This window comes from Marinobacter goseongensis (assembly GCF_023156235.1).
Taxonomy (GTDB): domain Bacteria; phylum Pseudomonadota; class Gammaproteobacteria; order Pseudomonadales; family Oleiphilaceae; genus Marinobacter; species Marinobacter goseongensis.
In genome coordinates this window covers 41,290-58,918 of the sequence record NZ_JAKZAI010000013.1, presented here as the reverse complement: position 1 = coordinate 58,918, position 17,629 = coordinate 41,290, and the positions used below count along the sequence as shown (strand labels likewise).

At 60.1% G+C, this 17,629-nt stretch carries 18 protein-coding genes; 11 read left to right on the top strand and 7 right to left on the bottom strand.

The features are described from left to right. Positions 1 to 5 precede the first annotated feature (5 nt). From hda to MLC70_RS12985, 3 genes are read right to left on the bottom strand one after another with little or no spacing between them, the layout of a single operon-like run. On the bottom strand, positions 6 to 704 hold the full coding sequence (gene hda / locus MLC70_RS12995; protein WP_248184408.1) for a DnaA regulatory inactivator Hda: 699 nt from the start codon (positions 702 to 704) through the stop codon (positions 6 to 8). Further along, entirely contained in the window at positions 701 to 1,258 is a 558-nt protein-coding gene (locus MLC70_RS12990) for a CDP-alcohol phosphatidyltransferase family protein (protein ID WP_248184406.1), read from the bottom strand. The genes hda and MLC70_RS12990 overlap by 4 nt, the downstream gene beginning before the upstream one ends. 24 nt (positions 1,259 to 1,282) lie before the next feature. After that, positions 1,283 to 2,545 (bottom strand): DUF2066 domain-containing protein, encoded by a 1,263-nt coding sequence (locus tag MLC70_RS12985; protein ID WP_248184405.1) that lies wholly within the window; start codon positions 2,543 to 2,545, stop codon positions 1,283 to 1,285. Between the two features lie 193 nt (positions 2,546 to 2,738). Here MLC70_RS12985 and purM point away from each other — a divergent pair, with 193 nt between their 5' ends. The 3 genes from purM (at position 2,739) to MLC70_RS12970 (ending at position 5,332) form a co-directional block, all read left to right on the top strand. After that, on the top strand, positions 2,739 to 3,803 hold the full coding sequence (gene purM, locus MLC70_RS12980; RefSeq protein ID WP_248184402.1) for a phosphoribosylformylglycinamidine cyclo-ligase: 1,065 nt from the start codon (positions 2,739 to 2,741) through the stop codon (positions 3,801 to 3,803). Continuing rightward, complete coding sequence (gene purN, locus MLC70_RS12975) at positions 3,800 to 4,474, top strand: phosphoribosylglycinamide formyltransferase (RefSeq protein ID WP_248184399.1); 675 nt, start codon at positions 3,800 to 3,802, stop codon at positions 4,472 to 4,474. The genes purM and purN overlap by 4 nt, the downstream gene beginning before the upstream one ends. A gap of 78 nt (positions 4,475 to 4,552) precedes the next feature. Further along, positions 4,553 to 5,332 (top strand): DUF3108 domain-containing protein, encoded by a 780-nt coding sequence (locus MLC70_RS12970; RefSeq protein ID WP_248184396.1) that lies wholly within the window; start codon positions 4,553 to 4,555, stop codon positions 5,330 to 5,332. On the opposite strand, the gene MLC70_RS12965 is transcribed toward MLC70_RS12970, so the two are convergent. From MLC70_RS12965 to apbC, 4 genes are all read right to left on the bottom strand, one after another. Next, the gene (locus MLC70_RS12965) at positions 5,307 to 6,593 is read right to left on the bottom strand and encodes a valine--pyruvate transaminase (RefSeq protein WP_248184393.1); all 1,287 of its coding nucleotides are present in this window, start codon (positions 6,591 to 6,593) and stop codon (positions 5,307 to 5,309) included. The genes MLC70_RS12970 and MLC70_RS12965 overlap by 26 nt on opposite strands. Before the next feature lie 63 nt (positions 6,594 to 6,656). Then, positions 6,657 to 7,256 carry a YjaG family protein gene (locus MLC70_RS12960; RefSeq protein ID WP_248184390.1) on the bottom strand — a complete coding sequence of 200 codons (600 nt, stop codon included), beginning with the start codon at positions 7,254 to 7,256 and terminating at the stop codon, positions 6,657 to 6,659. Beyond that, on the bottom strand, positions 7,253 to 7,819 hold the full coding sequence (gene dcd / locus MLC70_RS12955) for a dCTP deaminase (protein ID WP_248184389.1): 567 nt from the start codon (positions 7,817 to 7,819) through the stop codon (positions 7,253 to 7,255). Before dcd ends, MLC70_RS12960 begins: the two co-directional genes overlap by 4 nt. Positions 7,820 to 8,061: 242 nt before the next feature. Next, complete coding sequence (apbC, locus tag MLC70_RS12950) at positions 8,062 to 9,162, bottom strand: iron-sulfur cluster carrier protein ApbC (protein ID WP_248184387.1); 1,101 nt, start codon at positions 9,160 to 9,162, stop codon at positions 8,062 to 8,064. 189 nt (positions 9,163 to 9,351) lie between these two features. On the opposite strand from apbC, the gene metG reads away from it, so the two are divergent. The 8 genes from metG to nth are packed head-to-tail and all read left to right on the top strand — an operon-like array spanning position 9,352 to position 17,597. Further along, positions 9,352 to 11,385 carry a methionine--tRNA ligase gene (gene metG / locus MLC70_RS12945; RefSeq protein ID WP_248184385.1) on the top strand — a complete coding sequence of 678 codons (2,034 nt, stop codon included), beginning with the start codon at positions 9,352 to 9,354 and terminating at the stop codon, positions 11,383 to 11,385. 37 nt (positions 11,386 to 11,422) lie between these two features. Further along, positions 11,423 to 12,004: an electron transport complex subunit RsxA gene (gene rsxA / locus MLC70_RS12940; protein WP_248184383.1), complete on the top strand. Its 582-nt coding sequence runs from the start codon at positions 11,423 to 11,425 to the stop codon at positions 12,002 to 12,004. Between the two features lie 28 nt (positions 12,005 to 12,032). Further along, positions 12,033 to 12,611, top strand: a complete 579-nt coding sequence (gene rsxB, locus MLC70_RS12935) for an electron transport complex subunit RsxB (RefSeq protein ID WP_248184382.1) — start codon at positions 12,033 to 12,035, stop codon at positions 12,609 to 12,611. Continuing rightward, positions 12,611 to 14,458 (top strand): electron transport complex subunit RsxC, encoded by a 1,848-nt coding sequence (rsxC, locus tag MLC70_RS12930; protein WP_248184380.1) that lies wholly within the window; start codon positions 12,611 to 12,613, stop codon positions 14,456 to 14,458. Before rsxB ends, rsxC begins: the two co-directional genes overlap by 1 nt. Before the next feature lie 22 nt (positions 14,459 to 14,480). Further along, positions 14,481 to 15,533: an electron transport complex subunit RsxD gene (gene rsxD, locus MLC70_RS12925; RefSeq protein WP_248184377.1), complete on the top strand. Its 1,053-nt coding sequence runs from the start codon at positions 14,481 to 14,483 to the stop codon at positions 15,531 to 15,533. Between the two features lie 3 nt (positions 15,534 to 15,536). Next, positions 15,537 to 16,238, top strand: a complete 702-nt coding sequence (gene rsxG, locus MLC70_RS12920; RefSeq protein ID WP_248184375.1) for an electron transport complex subunit RsxG — start codon at positions 15,537 to 15,539, stop codon at positions 16,236 to 16,238. 2 nt (positions 16,239 to 16,240) lie between these two features. Then, on the top strand, positions 16,241 to 16,957 hold the full coding sequence (locus MLC70_RS12915; protein WP_248184374.1) for an electron transport complex subunit E: 717 nt from the start codon (positions 16,241 to 16,243) through the stop codon (positions 16,955 to 16,957). Position 16,958: 1 nt separating this feature from the next. After that, positions 16,959 to 17,597 carry an endonuclease III gene (gene nth, locus MLC70_RS12910; protein ID WP_248184372.1) on the top strand — a complete coding sequence of 213 codons (639 nt, stop codon included), beginning with the start codon at positions 16,959 to 16,961 and terminating at the stop codon, positions 17,595 to 17,597. The last annotated feature ends 32 nt before the right edge of the window (positions 17,598 to 17,629 follow it).

Genomic DNA, 17,629 nt, shown 5'->3' with positions numbered 1-17,629 from the left:
GGCTGTTACCAGCCCATGACCGACTTCACGAACGGAATGGTCAGCCGGCGCTGGGCCTGGAGAGAATTCTCATCCAGACAATCGAGAATGCCCAGCAGTTCGCCGAGCCTCCTGGGGGCCCTCCGCAGGATAAACCCCGCCACCTCGTCACCCATGACAAGACCGCGCTGTTCCGCGCGAGCCATCAGGATCCGCAGGCGGTCATCATCCCGGTAGATCCCCAACTGAATCAGCAGTCCGTGAGCCAGTCGTGACACCAGGTCCGCCAACACAAAGGCCGACGAGCCTGGCACTCCCGACATGCTGACAATCAGTAAATGACCGTTGTCGAGCACTCGATTGTACAGGTGAAAAACCGCTTCTTCCCATTCTTCCCTGCCAGCCACAAGGTCCAGATCATCAAGACAGATAACCGCCTGATGCTCAAGGCCTGCCAGTGCATCTGGCCCGAACGGCACCAGCTCTGCAATGCTGACGCAGACGGCCGCATCGCCACGACTCTCGGCGAAGTGACAGGCCGCCTGCAGCAGATGACTCTTGCCGGTATCCGCGTCACCGCACACCACAACAACCGGCACGCCCGCGGTGTGAGCGCAGATGGCGCCCAGCCGGCCCGCTGCGTCCGCATTGCGCTCACCGTGAAAATTGTCAAACCGCGCATCGTCTCGCAGTTTCACACCCAAAACCATCTGCGAGGTGGTCACGGTCGCTTTGCCCTCCAGGCCCTGGCGCTCCAGACCACCAGATAGTGCCCACCGCTGAACAAGGCCGAGGCGGTTACCAGCGCAATGCCCACATCAATCACCCAAGGCTGCATTGGAAGCCCGCCAAGCAGGATGATGATGGCGAGAGCCACAAGAATCTGGATCAGTGTATTCAGTTTTCCGGGAAGGCTCGGCTCCATGTCGAAACGGCCAACACCGTAGTGGAAGGCCAGTCCGCCGATGACGATCAACAGGTCCCGACCAAGAACCAGTGCAAACAACCAGACCGGCAGAACGCCGGTCAGGGTCAGCATGAGATAGGCGGTGATCAGCAGCGCTTTGTCCGCCAGCGGGTCTGCAATGGCGCCCAGTCGCGTTTTCCAGTTGTACTGCCGGGCCAGAAACCCGTCAAATGCATCCGTTGCCGCGGCAAAGAAAAAGATGCCCAACGCCAGACGATACTGGGCCGCCAGCAGCGCACTTGCAAATGGGATGATGAGCAGCATGCGCAGAAACGTCAGGGCATTGGGTATCCACCGCCACCGTTCCGTCATTTGCACGCTCCCTTTGTTCCCGGGTTACTCCCCGACATCCGTCCCGATAACCGATGCGGGCTGCCAGCGATAGTGAAGAATTTCATAGAGCGATTCAAACGCTTCCTCAGATTCTTCCATACCCCCCAGCAGCGGCTGATAAACAAACAGGGGGTCGGACAGCGACTCGTCCGTGTCACTGGACACCTCAGCGTTCGACGCCTCGGTGCCCTGCGCCGGACCCTCGGCCGCGCCCGCAGACACCGGCGCTCCGGCAGGCTCCGATTCGCCGGCCATGTCGGCCGCCTCTGCATCAGACAACGGCACAAAGCGGGTGTCCAACGCAATATACTCCTGCAACTGATCCAGCTCGCCGGAGAACGCGACCCGCAACGTCAGTTGATCACCGGCCACGCGGGAGGCATCAACGGTCTGAACCGGCGTGAGATCGTCCAGCAGGTTGATGATATTGCCGTAGTCCTGAAGGCTGCCCACCCCACGAATGACGATGTCGACTCTTGGCAGGTCGCCCACATCACCAGCGGCAACCGCGTAACGACTGGCATAGGCGTCAGCCCACAAACCGATCACTTGTTCAGCCAGCTCCTGCTCGGTGGCCGCCGTCACCGACTGCTCACCGTCATCCATGCCCATGCCATCAAAGATCCAGCCAGCACGCCATTGTCCGCCCGAGCGGTTGACACGGACCAGCGCCATCACATCGTGGCCGATGTTTTCAGACTGGGATTTGACCCGCGACGTGAACTGGCCCCAGATATCTGAAAGCAGCTCCCGGTCACCAGCCCGCTCCTCCGGGGGCAGCGCCACCGGCAAGCCCCGGTCAGCGGCGGCGCGCCGGAATGCCTGCGACCAGGCATTGTCGCCACCGGACGTGAGCAGTGATCTCGCGCCCCGCTCCTCCACGGCAACCCAGGCCAGCGTCAACGGCCGGTTGGCACCCCATACCGGCGCGTTTACGGATGCCAGGGCATTATTCACACCGACCGCGCCGAATGACATGCGTAAACGGTCGCCGTCATCACTGCGAACCACCTGGTAAGACTGCAGCAGCGATTCCGCATCATCCAGCAACGCCCTCACGCCCTCGTTCTGCAGAACATCGCGGCTACCGGACACACGCACGAACACTTTCTGCAGGCCATCAGCGTATCCCTGACGCAACTGGTCGGGCGAGGAGCCCCGCACCGGAACATCCACAGAATAAAGACCGGTCACCGATACCGCACCCGCGGGAGTGGCGGCCAGCGCCGCCAGAACACCGGCGACCCACAGAACCTGCCGGACCATTCGCGCTGCCTGTGTCGAGATTCGTGCTGATAATGACATGAAACACCCTGCAATTCGCTTGAATGGCGCATAGGATACACCAAGGCCCATGGCGTGAGTAGCTAACGGGGGTTTCGGAAAATCAATTTGGAGCGCCACTCCTCACCTGTTAAAATCCGAGGCCTGACCCACTGGCCAAACGGTTAAGCACACCATGAGCGAACAGAAGCCCTCCCTTACCTACCGGGACGCCGGCGTTGATATTGACGCCGGAAACGAACTCGTCAACCGCATCAAGGACACGGCGGCCCGTACCCGTCGCCCGGAAGTTCTTGGAGGCCTTGGCGGTTTCGGCGCCATGGTGGCCATCCCTGCAGGCTACCGCGAACCCGTTCTGGTCTCAGGTACCGATGGCGTGGGCACCAAACTGCGGCTTGCCATGCAACTGGGCAAGCACGACACCATCGGCATAGACCTGGTCGCCATGTGTGTGAACGATCTGGTGGTGGGTGGCGCCGAGCCACTTTTTTTCCTCGACTACTACGCCACCGGCAAACTCAACGTGGATGTTGCCGCGCAGGTGGTATCGGGTATTGGTGAAGGCTGCTCGCAGGCGGGTTGCGCCCTGGTTGGTGGCGAGACCGCCGAAATGCCGGGCATGTACGAGGGCGACGATTACGATCTGGCCGGCTTCTGTGTTGGCGTGGCCGAGCGCAGTGAAGTCATCGACGGCAGCCGTGTTCAGTCCGGCGACGTGCTGTTGGCACTGGGCTCCTCGGGCCCCCACTCCAACGGCTACTCGCTGATTCGCAAGATCATTGAGGTCAGCAATGCCGACCTCAACCAGCCCATGGGCGATGGCTCACTGGCTGATGCCTTGATGGCCCCCACCCGCATCTATGTGAAGAACCTGCTGCAGCTGATTCGCGAAGTGGACGTCCGCGCTCTGTCCCACATTACCGGCGGTGGGCTGCCGGAAAACATTCCCCGCGTGTTGCCGAACGGCGCAGTGGCCGCCATCGACACCGCCAGCTGGACCCTGCCTCCGGTATTCCAGTGGCTGCAGGACGCCGGCGGCGTGGCCAGCGAGGAGATGTATCGCACCTTCAACTGCGGCCTCGGCATGATTGTCTGCGTGCCCGCCAACCAGAAAGACCTGGCGATCGATACGCTCAATGCCATGGGTGAAAAGACCTGGCAGATTGGTGTTATCGAGAGCGCGGACGATGCCGCGGCCGATCCGGTGGTGCGCTATGCGCCGGGGTTGCTTGCGGAATGAATTCTGATCCAGCCCCACTGCCCCGCATCCTGATCCTTGCTTCAGGCAGCGGCACCAATCTTCAGGCCCTGATTGACGCCAGCCGGGAGCGGGGCTTTCCGGGTCAGATCGTCGCTGTTGGCTGCAATCGCCCGAATGCCTTCGCGCTGGAAAGGGCGGCTCAGGCCCACCTCGAGACCTTCGTTGTGGACCACACAAAATACGGTTCACGGGAGGAATTCGACGGCGCCTTGATGGCCGAGATCCGCCGCCACAATCCTGACCTGGTGGTGCTGGCGGGTTTCATGCGCATCCTCACCACTGATTTTGTGCGCGCCCTGCGCGGTACCATGCTCAACATACACCCGTCCCTGCTGCCCAGATATACCGGGCTCAACACCCATCAGCGTGCGCTGGATGCCGGCGACAAGGTTCATGGGGTGTCTGTGCACTTTGTTACCGAGGAGCTGGACGGAGGCCCGGTGATCGCCCAGGCCGAAGTCACCATTGACCCGGACGACACGTCAGACTCCCTGGCTGAGAAAGTGCAGCAGAAAGAACACCTGCTCTACCCCATCGTGGTGCGCTGGTTCTGTGAAGGCCGTATCCAGCTCGGCTCGGACTATGTGCTGTTTGACGGTGAGCTGCTGCGCCAGCCCATGCGGCTGCCCGACGACCGGGTCGTTCATTAAACAGATTGTCATCCTCCCGCCCACCCGGGCGGGCTACACTGTGGGCATCATGTAGCTTTGCGCAACAGGAGCCGCACCATGCTCGCATCCGTTTCCGCCCGACTTTCCGTTACCTCTCTCGCCTTACTGGTGCTGCTGATATCCGGTCCGGTTCGGGCAGAGGATCAGGCCGGGGAAAGCCAGAAAGCACAGATCGGCCCGGATACGGCAGAGACCCCAAAATTGCTGCCCCTGCAGGTCAGCTACAACGCGTCCATGGACAAGGGCATCTCCCTCAATGGCAGTGCCCTCCGCACCCTCGAAGAACGCGACGACGGCACCTGGATATACCGCACCAAGGTGGACTCGTTCATCGCCGACATCGATGAATCGCTGATCCTCCGCTGGCAGGACAACCGGGTCGTGCCCCTGAAATACCGTTACCGGTTGTCCGGTTTCCTCATACGCAAGCGCGAGGAAGCCATCGACTTTGACTGGGAAAACGGCATTGCCAGCGGTCATCACGAGGGTGACCGCTTTTCGCTGGAGCTTGAACCGGGCGCGCTGGACCCCATGGGCTATCAACTGCAACTGCACCAGGATATTCGTGCAGGCAAGCGGGAGATGGAGTATCGGGTCATCGACAAGGGCGGTTATGACACTGACCGGTTTGCGGTGATTGATGAAGAAATCCTGAAAACCGATCAGGGCAACGTGAATACCCTGAAGGCAGAGAAGGTTCGCGACAACAGCAGCAAGCGGCAGACCCTGATGTGGTTTGCGCCGGACCAGGAATACCTGCTGATCCGGTTGCGGCAGGTGGAACCGGACGGCAGCAGTTACGAAATCATGATCAACGACGCGGAGATTCGTCGCTGACGGCGGCCCAGACAGCCTTGACCTCATCTGCAATGACCCGCAGGCCCTCGGCCACCCGCTCGTCGTCCTGGGAGTAGGTCACTCTCAGGCACTCGTGACGATGCTGCCAGTCGTCATCCGCCAGACCCGGGAAGAAATAGTGACCCGACACCACCAGAACACCCCGGGCCTTGAGGCGCTGGTAAAGCTCCAGACTGGTGATCGGCAGGTCCGGGAACCACAACCACAGAAACATGGCACCCTCGGGCTTATGCACGTACCAGTGGCAACCGCCCTCACCCATGGCGTCCCGGAACACTGCAACGGCCTTCTCCATCTTGGCCCGATAAAACGGGCACACCACATCACGACTCAGCGATAGAATTTCTCCCGACCTCACCAGCGGCTCAGCGATCATCGCGCCAAAACTGCCGGTCGCCAGGTTCATGATGGCGTTGATGCCGGATAACGCTTTGATCACCGGCTCTGCCGCAATCACAATGCCGGTTCGCGCCGCTGGCAAGCCGAGCTTGGACAGGCTCAGGCACAGAATGATCTGCTCATTCCAGGTCGGCGTGGCGTCAACAAAAAGCAGACTGGGAAACGGTGTGCCGTAGGCGCCATCCACAATCAGCGGCACGTCGTGCTGACGGGCCAGGTGCTCGAGACGCGCCAGCTCGTCGTCGGTGATCACGTTTCCGGTGGGGTTGGTGGGACGTGAAACACAGATAGCTCCGGTTTCGCCGGTCACCTCAACGGCGTCAAAATCCACCCGGTATTTGAACTCGTGCGCATCGGTGAATGAAATCTCCGGCCGCACGGCGCGAAACAGCCCCTGTTCGATGCCGGCATCCGCGTAGCCAATGTATTCCGGCGCCAGCGGGAGCAGTATGTGCTTGCGATGCTCGTCGCCATAGTCGCCCCCGAACATGTTAAACAACATGAAGAAAGCGGCCTGACTGCCGTTGGTGAGGGCAATATTCGCTGGCGTCAGCCCCCAGCCGTACTCACGGTTGAGCAGTTCCACGAGCGACGCAATGAACTGTTTCTCTCCCTGGGGAGGATCATAGATGCCCACCAGACGACGCAGGTCCGCCGGCGTGGCTGCGATGTCCGACAGAATCTCTTTCACCCGTGCCTGAATCTCGGGGATATGCCCGGGATTACCACCGCCCATCATGATCATGTCATCGCCCGAGGCCAGCGCGTTACCGAGATCGTCCATCAACGAGGTGATGCCGGCCTCTGCGGTAAATTTCTGACCAAAAGCGGAGAGTTTCATAGGATAACCAATACAACAGGAGTGACGGTTTCAGTGTAGGACAGTTGCGCAGCAACCGCAGGCTCAGTCTCCCAGGGAGACACCCAGGTTGCTCACGCCGTCGTTTGCAGCCCGCTCGCGCAGACGCTCCACAAACTGGCTGGTGGGTGTGCGTTGACGCTTGAGCTCAAGCACCAGGTCCCGCTGGAAGGTTTTGTCTTCTTTCATCAGCGGATGCTGCTCCAGCAACCGGACCAGCTCGTCTTCGTCGAGGTCTTCACCTTCGGACATCTCCACAAAGCTCATGACCGTGGCAGTGGCCATCCGGGACGCTTCGGTGGCCCGGTGCTTGCCGGGATTAAGCCGATTCAGCAAGCCCTGCTCCAGCACCTGGCAGAAATCGAACGCCGGGTATACACCATAGGCGTCGTAGGCGTTGATGTCCGGCGACAGGCTTTCCAGTTTGGCCAGCAGCTGCGGTATGGCCGCTTCCGAGGCATCTTTCTGCAGCATGTCCCAGGCAAGATCCAGAAGCTGACGCATCTTGGCGCCGGTTTTCAGGTCGACAGCCTCGGCAAACAGCGCGTAGTTCGGGAAGGAGCGTTCCGCGAGGGCCAGCAGGAATGCGCATTCCCGCCAGCCCTGCAGTTGTGAGATCGCTTTGAGAAACTGATTGGCGTTCATGTCCGCGGCAGGGTCACGCCGGTCTGGCCAAGATACTTGCCGCCCCGGTCTTTGTAGCTGGTTTCACAGATTTCGTCCGATTCGAAGAACAGCATCTGGGCCACGCCTTCGTTGGCGTAGATTTTCGCCGGCAGGTTGGTGGTGTTGGAGAATTCCAGGGTAACCTGCCCTTCCCACTCCGGTTCCAGCGGGGTGACGTTCACAATGATGCCACAACGCGCGTAGGTGGATTTGCCAAGACAGATGGTGAGTACGCTTCGGGGTATACGAAAGTACTCGACGGTGCGTGCCAGGGCGAAGGAGTTCGGCGGTATGATGCAAACGTCGCTGGTGATGTTGACGAAGCTGTTTTCGTCGAAGTTTTTGGGGTCGACGGTGGCCGAATGAACGTTGGTGAAGATTTTGAATTCGTTGCTGCAGCGCACGTCGTAGCCGTAGCTGGAGGTGCCGTAGGAGATGACACGGCCTTTTTCGGATTCACGGACCTGGCCGGCCTCGAAGGGCTCGATCATGCCGTGTTCCTGGGACATCCGGCGAATCCACTTATCGGATTTGATGCTCATGGGTGAAGTCTCGTTTTCACTGGGAAAAATTGAGGCGTAGTTTACCTGTTCGGTTGAAGTCTGTCGAAGCTTCATCCTTCTGGGCCTTGGGGGGCTGCGGGGGCAGGAAGGGCGGTCCAAAAACCGCTACAAGCACTTCCCTGTGCGCTTCTCTCCGGCCATCCATGGCCTCCGAAATTTTTGGACCGACCTTCCTGCCCCCTTGATCTGACAACGGAGCTGGCGTCCCCGCATTATTAAGACTAGTGCTCTGTCACCGATACGCTGGAAATCGAACCACTCAGGTTTCGCTCACGGGTCGACAGCTCTGCACCCACCCGTCGGGCAATATCCCGGTAGCGGCGGGCCACTTCGGAATCTGGTTCCGCCACGACTGAAGGCCTGCCGCCGTCGGTCTGTTCACGGATGGTCATGTGCAGGGGCAGCTGGCCCAGCAGTGTGGTGTCGTATTCTGCCGCGATGCGTTCGCCGCCGCCGTGGCCGAAAAGGGGTTCTTCGTGGCCGCAGTTGCTGCATATGTGGACGCTCATGTTTTCGACCACGCCCAGCACCGGGATGTCGACTTTGCGGAACATTTCGATGCCTTTTTTGCCGTCGAGCAAAGCGATGTCCTGGGGGGTGGTGACGATCACCGCGCCGGTGACGGGGACTTTCTGGGCCAGGGTGAGCTGGATGTCACCGGTGCCCGGGGGCATGTCGACGATGAGATAATCCAGCTCGTTCCACAGGGTTTGTTGCAGCAGCTGCATCACCGCGCCGCTGACCATGGGGCCGCGCCAGACCATGGGGGTTTTCTCGGTAACCACGAAGGCCATGGAGTTGGCTTGCAGGCCGTGGGCGTCCATGGGTACGAAGTATTTGTTTTCACGGGTATCCGGGCGCTTGCCTTCGGGTACACCGAGCATCATGCCGATGCTGGGACCGTAGATGTCGGCGTCGAGGATGCCCACTCTCGCACCTTCCGCCTGCAACGCCAGGGCGAGGTTGACGGCGGTGGTGGATTTGCCGACACCGCCCTTGCCGGAAGCGACGGCAATGATGTTTTTCACGCCGGGCACCGAAGGCAGGTCTTTCTGGACTTTATAGGAGTGAATTTTCTGGCCGACGTGAACGTCGACGCTGTCCACACCGTCGACGTCTTCAAGGGCATTGCTGACCAGTTGTTTCAGGGCGCCGGCAATGCCTTTTGAGGGATACGGCAGCTCCACCATCACGGTGACTTTGCCGGTGTCGTCCGCGTTCAGGGATTTAACCGCGCCCAGCTCGTAGAGATCCTTGTTGAGGTACGGGTCGCGGTACTCGCGAACCGCGGCCTGCAGCGCCTGTTCTGAAATCTGTGTCATCGGGTTCTCCGGAATAAGCTAATGCTCTATTTTGAGCACGGAAGCAGGTGTTTCGGATGAAAAAAGTCTGGCTGGAAGGTATCATCTGTGCCCGTTTCTGACCATACGGAGTCTTTACCCGAATCAACGGCAGGCTCTGTTGTACTGATTTACGCCAAATCCTTATTCATTGAAGGTTCGGATATCAACATGACGCAAGCGAGTTCGAAGCAACAGCGCGATATTCTGGTGACCAGCGCCCTGCCCTACGCCAATGGCCCTATCCATCTGGGTCACCTGCTGGAGTACATTCAGACCGACATCTGGGTGCGCTATCAGAAAATGCGCGGTCAGAACTGCTATTACGTTTGCGCCGACGATGCCCACGGCACTGCCATTATGCTCCGCGCCGAGCGCGAAGGCATTACCTCCGAGCAACTGATTGACCGCATCCGCGAGGAGCATCAGGAGGATTTCAGCGGCTTCCATATCCGCTTCGACAACTACCACACCACGCATTCCGAGGAGAATCGCCAGTTCTCGGAATATATCTACCGTCAGCTGCAGGCAAACGGGCACATTGCGACTCGCAAGATTACCCAGTTCTTTGATCCCGAGAAGAACATGTTCCTGGCGGACCGTTTTATCAAGGGCACCTGCCCCAAGTGCAAGACCGAGGATCAGTACGGCGATAACTGCGAGGCCTGCGGCGCCACTTACACGCCGGCGGAGCTGATCAACCCCCGCTCTGCCGTGTCCGGGGCCACGCCGGTTGAAAAGGAGTCCGAGCACTATTTCTTCAAACTGCCGGACTTCGCCGATTTCCTGGGCAAGTGGACCCGCAGCGGTACCTTGCAGCCGCAAGTGGCCAACAAGCTGGCGGAGTGGCTGGATGCCGGTCTGCAGGAATGGGACATCAGCCGGGATGCGCCCTACTTCGGTTTCGAAATTCCGGATGCGGCCGGTAAGTATTTCTATGTCTGGCTGGACGCCCCCATCGGCTATCTTGCGAGTTTCAAGAACCTGTGCGTGCGTGAAGGCATCGACTTCGAGCATTTCTGGAAGAAGGATTCGACGGCCGAGGTGTACCACTTCATCGGCAAGGACATCATCAATTTCCACGCCCTGTTCTGGCCGTCGATGCTGCACGACGCCGGCTTCCGCACGCCGACCGCGGTCTGGGCCCATGGTTTTGTTACCGTAAATGGCAAAAAGATGTCCAAGTCCCGGGGCACCTTTATCATGGCCCGGACGTACCTGGATCATCTGAATCCGGAGTATCTGCGTTATTACTTCGCCGCCAAACTGACCGGCGGTGTTGATGACATGGACCTGAACCTTGAGGACTTTGCCGCACGGGTAAATTCCGATCTCGTGGGCAAGGTCGTCAACATCGCCAGCCGCAGCGCCGGTTTCATCACCAAGCGCTTTGACGGGCAACTGGGGCAGATCACTGAACAGGACAAGCTGAAAGCGTTCATCGACGCCGGCCAGCAGATCGAGGAATTCTACGAAGCCCGGGAGTTCGGCCGTGCCATGCGCCGCATCATGGAGCTGGCGGATATTGCCAACCAATATGTCAATGATGAACAACCGTGGGTCATTGCCAAGCAGGAAGGTCAGGATGACAGGTTGCAGGCCATCTGCACCAACGCTCTCAACATGTTTCACCTGCTGATGACCTACCTGGCACCGGTGCTCCCGGAAACCGCCAAAGCCGCAGAAGCCTTCCTGAACGCAAAACTGGACTGGAACGCCCGTGGTGAACGCCTGGAAAACCATGGCATCGACAAGTTCAAGCCGTTGATGAACCGGGTCGACATGGCACAGATCGAAAAGATGCTGGATGCCTCGAGAGAGGAGCTGCCCGCAGCGACCGGAAAACCGGCCGGGGCAGCCAATCTGGAGCCGGTAGCGGACGAGATAGACTTCGGTGACTTTGCGAAGGTGGATCTCAGGGTGGCCCACATAGTCAAAGCCGAACACGTGGAGGGAGCTGACAAACTGCTGCGCCTCACCCTTGATATCGGGCATGGCGAGCGCAACGTGTTTGCCGGCATCAAATCCGCCTACAAACCGGAAGAGCTGGAAGGCCGGCTAACGGTGATGGTGGCCAATCTCAAGCCGCGAAAAATGAAATTCGGCATGTCTGAGGGCATGGTGTTGGCAGCCGGCCCGGGCGGCAAGGACATTTTTATCCTGTCACCGGATTCCGGCGCCACGCCGGGCATGCGGATCATGTAACGCACCGTCATAACGGCAGCGTGATGGAGCGAGGCGAATGACCGAGTATTTGCTGATTCTGGTCAGCACCATTCTGGTGAACAACTTTGTGCTGGTTCAGTTCCTCGGGCTGTGCCCGTTCATGGGCGTGTCCGGCAAACTGGAGACGGCCATGGGCATGTCTCTGGCAACCACATTTGTACTCACGCTGGCGTCGGTATGCAGTTATCTGGCCTACACCTACCTGCTGGCGCCGCTGGATCTGGCCTTTCTGAAAACCATCACCTTCATTCTGGTGATCGCGGTGGTGGTGCAGTTCACCGAAATGGTGGTGCGCAAGACCAGCCCGCTGCTCTATCGGGTGCTCGGTATCTTCCTGCCGCTGATCACCACCAATTGCGCCGTACTCGGCGTGGCCTTGCTCAACCTTAACAAGAACAACAACTTTGTGGAGTCGGTGCTCTATGGTTTCGGTGCCGCCGCCGGTTTCTCGCTGGTGTTGGTGCTGTTTGCCGCAATGCGTGAGCGTATTGCCGTTGCCGATGTGCCCGTCGCATTCCGCGGTGCTGCCATTGGGATGGTAACCGCCGGGCTGATGTCACTGGCGTTTCTGGGCTTCACCGGCCTGGTGGGCGTGTGACGGCATGAAGGTTCAGGAGTAACGGTTTATGTGGACAAGCATTCTGGTTGCCGTTGTGGTGTTGCTGGCGCTGGCGGTGGTATTCGGTGGCCTGCTCGGCTACGCGGCCGAACGCTTCCGGGTTGAGGGTAATCCGCTGGTGGAAGAGATTGATTCCCTGCTGCCCCAGACCCAGTGTGGCCAGTGCGGCTTTCCCGGCTGCCGGCCCTACGCCGAATCCATTGCCGACGGTGGCCCTATCAACAAATGCCCGCCCGGCGGTGAAGGCACCATCAAAGCCCTCGCCGACTTGCTGGACGTGGAGCCTGAGCCACTGGATGCAGAGCACGGTGTGGAGCAGGCTAAACGGGTTGCAGTGATCCGGGAAGACGAGTGTATTGGCTGCACCAAGTGCATCCAGGCCTGCCCGGTGGATGCCATCCTTGGCTCCGCTAAACACATGCACACCGTGATCGAAAGTGAGTGCACCGGCTGCGACCTGTGCGTGGAACCCTGCCCGGTGGATTGCATCGACATGATTACCGTGGAACCCAGCATTCGCACCTGGACCTGGCATCCGCCGGAAAGCAGTATCATCACCACCGACCGCCAGGGGGCCAGCGCCTGATGACACAGCTCTGGGATTTCGCCGGTGGCATCCATCCGGCCGAGAACAAGCATCAGTCCACAGCCCGTGCCATCCGCCGCGCCGCCCTGCCGGAACGCTTGTCGATTCCGCTACAGCAGCATATCGGGGTGCCCGCCGAAGCCATCGTGGAACCGGGTCAGCACGTATTGAAAGGTGAGAAAATTGCCGAGGTATCGGACGGCATGGGCGTACCCATTCACGCGCCCACCTCCGGTACCGTCGAACACATTGCCCGCCTGCCGGTTCCCCATCCCTCCGGTATGGAAGACTGGTGCCTCACCCTCGTTCCAGACGGCGAAGACCGCTGGTGCAAGCGTCATCCGGCTCCCGACTATCGCAAGCTCGAGCGTGAAGCGGTACTGGCGTCCATACGCGATGCTGGCATTTCCGGCATGGGCGGCGCAGGCTTTCCCACCAATATCAAACTGCGCCCGCCCCGCGACCGGAAAGTCAGCACGCTGATTCTCAATGGCGCGGAATGCGAGCCCTACATTACCGCCGACGACACCAGCATGCGCGAGCGTGCCGACGAGATTGTCGACGGTCTCAAGATCATGGCCTGGATTCTGCGCCCGGAGCGCTGTGTGGTGGCCATCGAGGACAACAAGCCCGAAGCCTTCGCCGCGATGACCAGGGCGGCAGAGGGCACCCAGATCGAAGTGGTGGTGGTTCCCACCAAGTACCCCTCAGGCGGTGAAAAACAGCTGATCCGTATTCTGACCGGCATGGAAGTGCCCAGTGGCGGCATTCCCGCCGACATTGGCGTGATGTGTCAGAACGTCGGCACCGCCATTGCCGTCGGCAGGGCCGTACTCAAGGGCGAGCCGCTGACCAGTCGCGTCGTCACCATCACCGGAGAAGCGGTGTCGGAGCCCGGTAACTTTGATGCACTGATTGGCACCCCCATCCGCAACCTGCTGACCGAAGCCGGTCTTCAGGAGAGCCGGTTACACCGGCTGGTACTCGGTGGGCCGATGATGGGGTACACCCTTAACACACCCGAAGTGCCGGTCGTCAAAACCAGCAACTGTGTGATTGCGGCAAGCGCCCGGGAGCTGCCGGATCCAGCGCCGGAACAGCCCTGCATCCGCTGCGGCCAATGTGCCGAAGTCTGCCCCATGGAACTGCTGCCGCAGCAGCTGTTCTGGTACTCGAAAGCGGGCGAGTTCGAGAAGGCCGAGCACCTGAACCTTTTTGACTGCATCGAATGCGGGGCCTGTTCCTACGTCTGCCCCAGCTCGATCCCGCTGGTACAGTACTACCGTTCTGCCAAAGGCGAGATCCGCGTGCAGCAGGCGGAGCAGCTCAAGGCCGACCGTGCCCGGGAGCGTTTCGAAGCGCGCCAGGCCCGCCTTGAGCGGGAACAACAGGAAAAAGAGCTGCGCCGCCAGGAGCGTGCCAAAGCGGCTGCCGAAGCTCAGGCCCGTAAAAAAGTGGAAGCCGAGAAAGCCGCTGCGGACAACGGAGCAACGGACGAACGGTCCGCCAAGGCGGCGCTGGTCCAGGAAGCTCTGGCTCGCAAGAAAGCGAAATCCGGGGGGGCGGCACCGGCCGCTGCGGACACCTCCGCAGACTCGGCAACCGCCACGGCCCCAACGCCCGCAGAAAGGCCGGATAGGGCGGAGCTGGAAAAACAGCTGGCCCAGGCCAGATCCAAACTGGACACCATGCAGTCCATGCTGGACGACGCCAAAGCCCAGCAGGCAGACAACGTCGACAAACTCGAACGGGCGGTGGCAAAGAATCATGAACGGGTGAAGCGGGCGGAACAGGCCTTGGCAGATGGCTCTGCACGGACAATTTCAGAAACCCAATCCACCGACTAACGGACATCAGGGCTTTCCATACATGGCATTAGTACAGCAGTCCTCTCCCCATGCCCGCAACGCTCGGCCTACCTCCTGGGTGATGCTGTGGGTAATTCTGGCGGCTCTGCCAGGCCTGTTGGCGCAGACCCTGTTCTTTGGGTGGGGCAACCTGATCAATGTGGTCTGGTGCATTCTGGTGGCTCTCGGTGCAGAAGCTGCCATGCTGGCGGTGCGAGGCAAGCCGCTGGCGTTTTTTCTGAAAGACAACACCGCGGCGGTCACCGGTTTGTTGCTTGGCCTGTCCCTGCCCCAGTTTGTGCCATTCTGGGTATCCGCCATTGCGGTGATCTCCGCCATTGTCATGGCCAAGCAGCTTTATGGCGGATTGGGCTCGAATCCGTTCAACCCCGCCATGGTGGGCTATGCCCTGGTACTGATCTCGTTCCCCGTCGCGATGACCACCAACTGGGCTGAGGCCGCGCTGCTCTGGGAGGCCGCTCCCAGGTTTGGCGAAACCCTCGGGATCATCGCCTCTGGTCAGCAAACCGCGGTTGACGCCTTCACGATGGCCACACCGCTGGATGAGTACAAACACAAAATTGCCAGCTACACGGCGGCAGAAGTGCTTCAGCATCCGACCTTTGGCGACGGCGTGGCCCGTGGCTGGGAATGGGTCAATGGCGCGTTCCTGCTCGGCGGCCTGGTGCTGATCGCGCTAAAGATCATCACCTGGCACATCCCGGTCAGTATGCTGGCAGGTATTGCCGTGATGAGTCTGGCCTTTGGCAGCAACCCGGATCAATACGCACCGTTTGGCCTGCACATGCTGGCCGGTGGCACCATGCTCGGGGCGTTTTTCATCGCCACGGATCCGGTGTCGGCAGCCACCAGCCACCAGGGCAAACTGATCTACGGAGCCGGCATCGGCGCGCTGATTTACGTGATCCGCACCTGGGGCAATTACCCCGACGCGGTTGCTTTCAGCGTGCTGCTGATGAACTTTGCCGTGCCCTTCATTGACCATTACACGCCGCCGCGCACCTATGGCCACCACAAGGCCCGCCGGGGCGTTCCTGGCCGGACACAGGGGTAAGCCATGACCGCCATTGCACAGTCTGTTCGTCGAAGCGCCATTGGCCTGGGCCTGTTTGCCATCATTACCGGTGGCACCATTGCGATCACTCAGGTGATGACGGCAGAACGTATCGCGGACCAGTCAGCCCGCGCCGAAGCCAGAGCGTTGTTCGAGATCATTCCCGAAAGCCGCCATGACAACGATATGCTGCGGGATAGGGTCGAATTGCCGGCCAGTGACCGCCTGGCGCTGAATGGCCCCATCACGGCCTGGATTGCCCGCGAAGGCGGCCGCACGGTGGGCCTGATTCTGCCCGCGGTAGCCCCCGACGGCTATTCCGGCGACATCCGCCTGTTGGTCGGCATTGATACCGACGGCCGGGTGCTGGGGGTGCGCGTGACCAGTCATCGCGAAACCCCGGGGCTTGGCGATCGTATTGAAAGCAAGAAATCGGACTGGATTCTGTCCTTCAATGGCCGCTCTCTCGGCGACCCCCGTCCTGATCGCTGGAACGTGAAGAAAAACGGCGGTGTTTTCGACCAGTTTACCGGCGCCACCATCACGCCGAGAGCGGTGGTGAAAGCGGTTCAGAAAACCCTCGTCTATTTTCGCCAGAACCGCGCCGAGATTCGCGGGATACTCAACGAGGCGCCAGACATCAAGGCCGACCCGACCAGTCCGGAAGCCATTGCCGGCCAACCGCGTGACCTGGAGCAATCCTGATTATGGCAACCAAAACCAACGCTGAGATCATTCGTGAGGGCTTGTGGACCAACAACCCAGCCCTCGTTCAGGTACTGGGACTATGCCCCCTGCTGGCGGTCACCAGCACAGTAGTGAACGCCATCGGCCTGGGACTGGCCACACTGCTGGTGCTGATGGGCTCGAATCTGGCGGTCTCACTGATTCGTCACTTCGTAAGCGAGTCAGTGCGGTTGCCCGCTTTCGTGATGATCATCGCCTCCTTCGTGACCTGTGCCGAGCTGTTGATGCAGGCTTTCACCTACGAGCTTTACCAGATCCTCGGCATTTTCATTCCATTGATCGTGACCAACTGCGCCATTCTGGGCCGCGCCGACGCCTTTGCCTCGAAGAACGGCCCGATCCCCGCCCTGCTTGACGGCATCATGATGGGCCTCGGATTTCTTGCGGTGCTGGTGGTCCTTGGCGGATTGCGCGAACTGATCGGTCAGGGCACGCTGTTCACAGATATGGATCTTCTGCTCGGCCCTGTGGCCGCAGATTGGGGCTTCCGGCCGCTGGACAGCTATCCGGATGTGCTGTTCATGGTTCTGCCACCGGGTGCTTTTGTGGGACTCGGGCTGTTGATTGCCCTGAAAAACAGCATTGATAACCGAGCGGAAAAAAGGCGCAAAGCCAGGGTGGCCGAGCCGGTAGTTTCCGGCAGCAAGCGCGTTCGCGTGACCGGGCAGGTATCCTGATATGAACCGGGAAAAGCGCACCGAGATTTTCACCCGGCTACGGGCCGATAATCCGAATCCGACCACGGAACTGAATTACTCGACACCCTTCGAATTACTGATTGCCGTCATTCTGTCTGCCCAGGCGACGGACGTTGGCGTCAATAAGGCGACGGACAAACTCTATCCGGTTGCCAATACCCCGGCAGCCATCCTGGCGCTGGGGGTGGACGGGCTGAAGGCGTACGTCAAAACCATCGGACTGTTCAACAGCAAAGCCGAGAACGTGATTAAAACCTGCCGGATTCTTCTGGAACAGCACGGTGGCGAGGTGCCTGATCAACGGGAAGCCCTCGAAGCACTCCCCGGTGTGGGTCGCAAAACCGCCAATGTGGTGCTGAATACCGCCTTTGGTCAACCCGCGATGGCGGTGGACACCCACATCTTCCGGGTGTCAAACCGGACCGGCATCGCACCGGGCAAGAATGTGCTAGAGGTGGAAAAACGTCTGGTGAGGCTGGTGCCCGGAGAGTTTCTTCTGGACGCCCATCACTGGCTGATCCTGCACGGACGCTACACCTGCACCGCGAGAAAACCGAAATGTGGCGCCTGCATCATCGAGGATCTTTGCGAGTTCAAACAGAAGCGGGACTACCTGTAAACGTCCGCTGCTGCCGGGTACAGCAGGGTGCC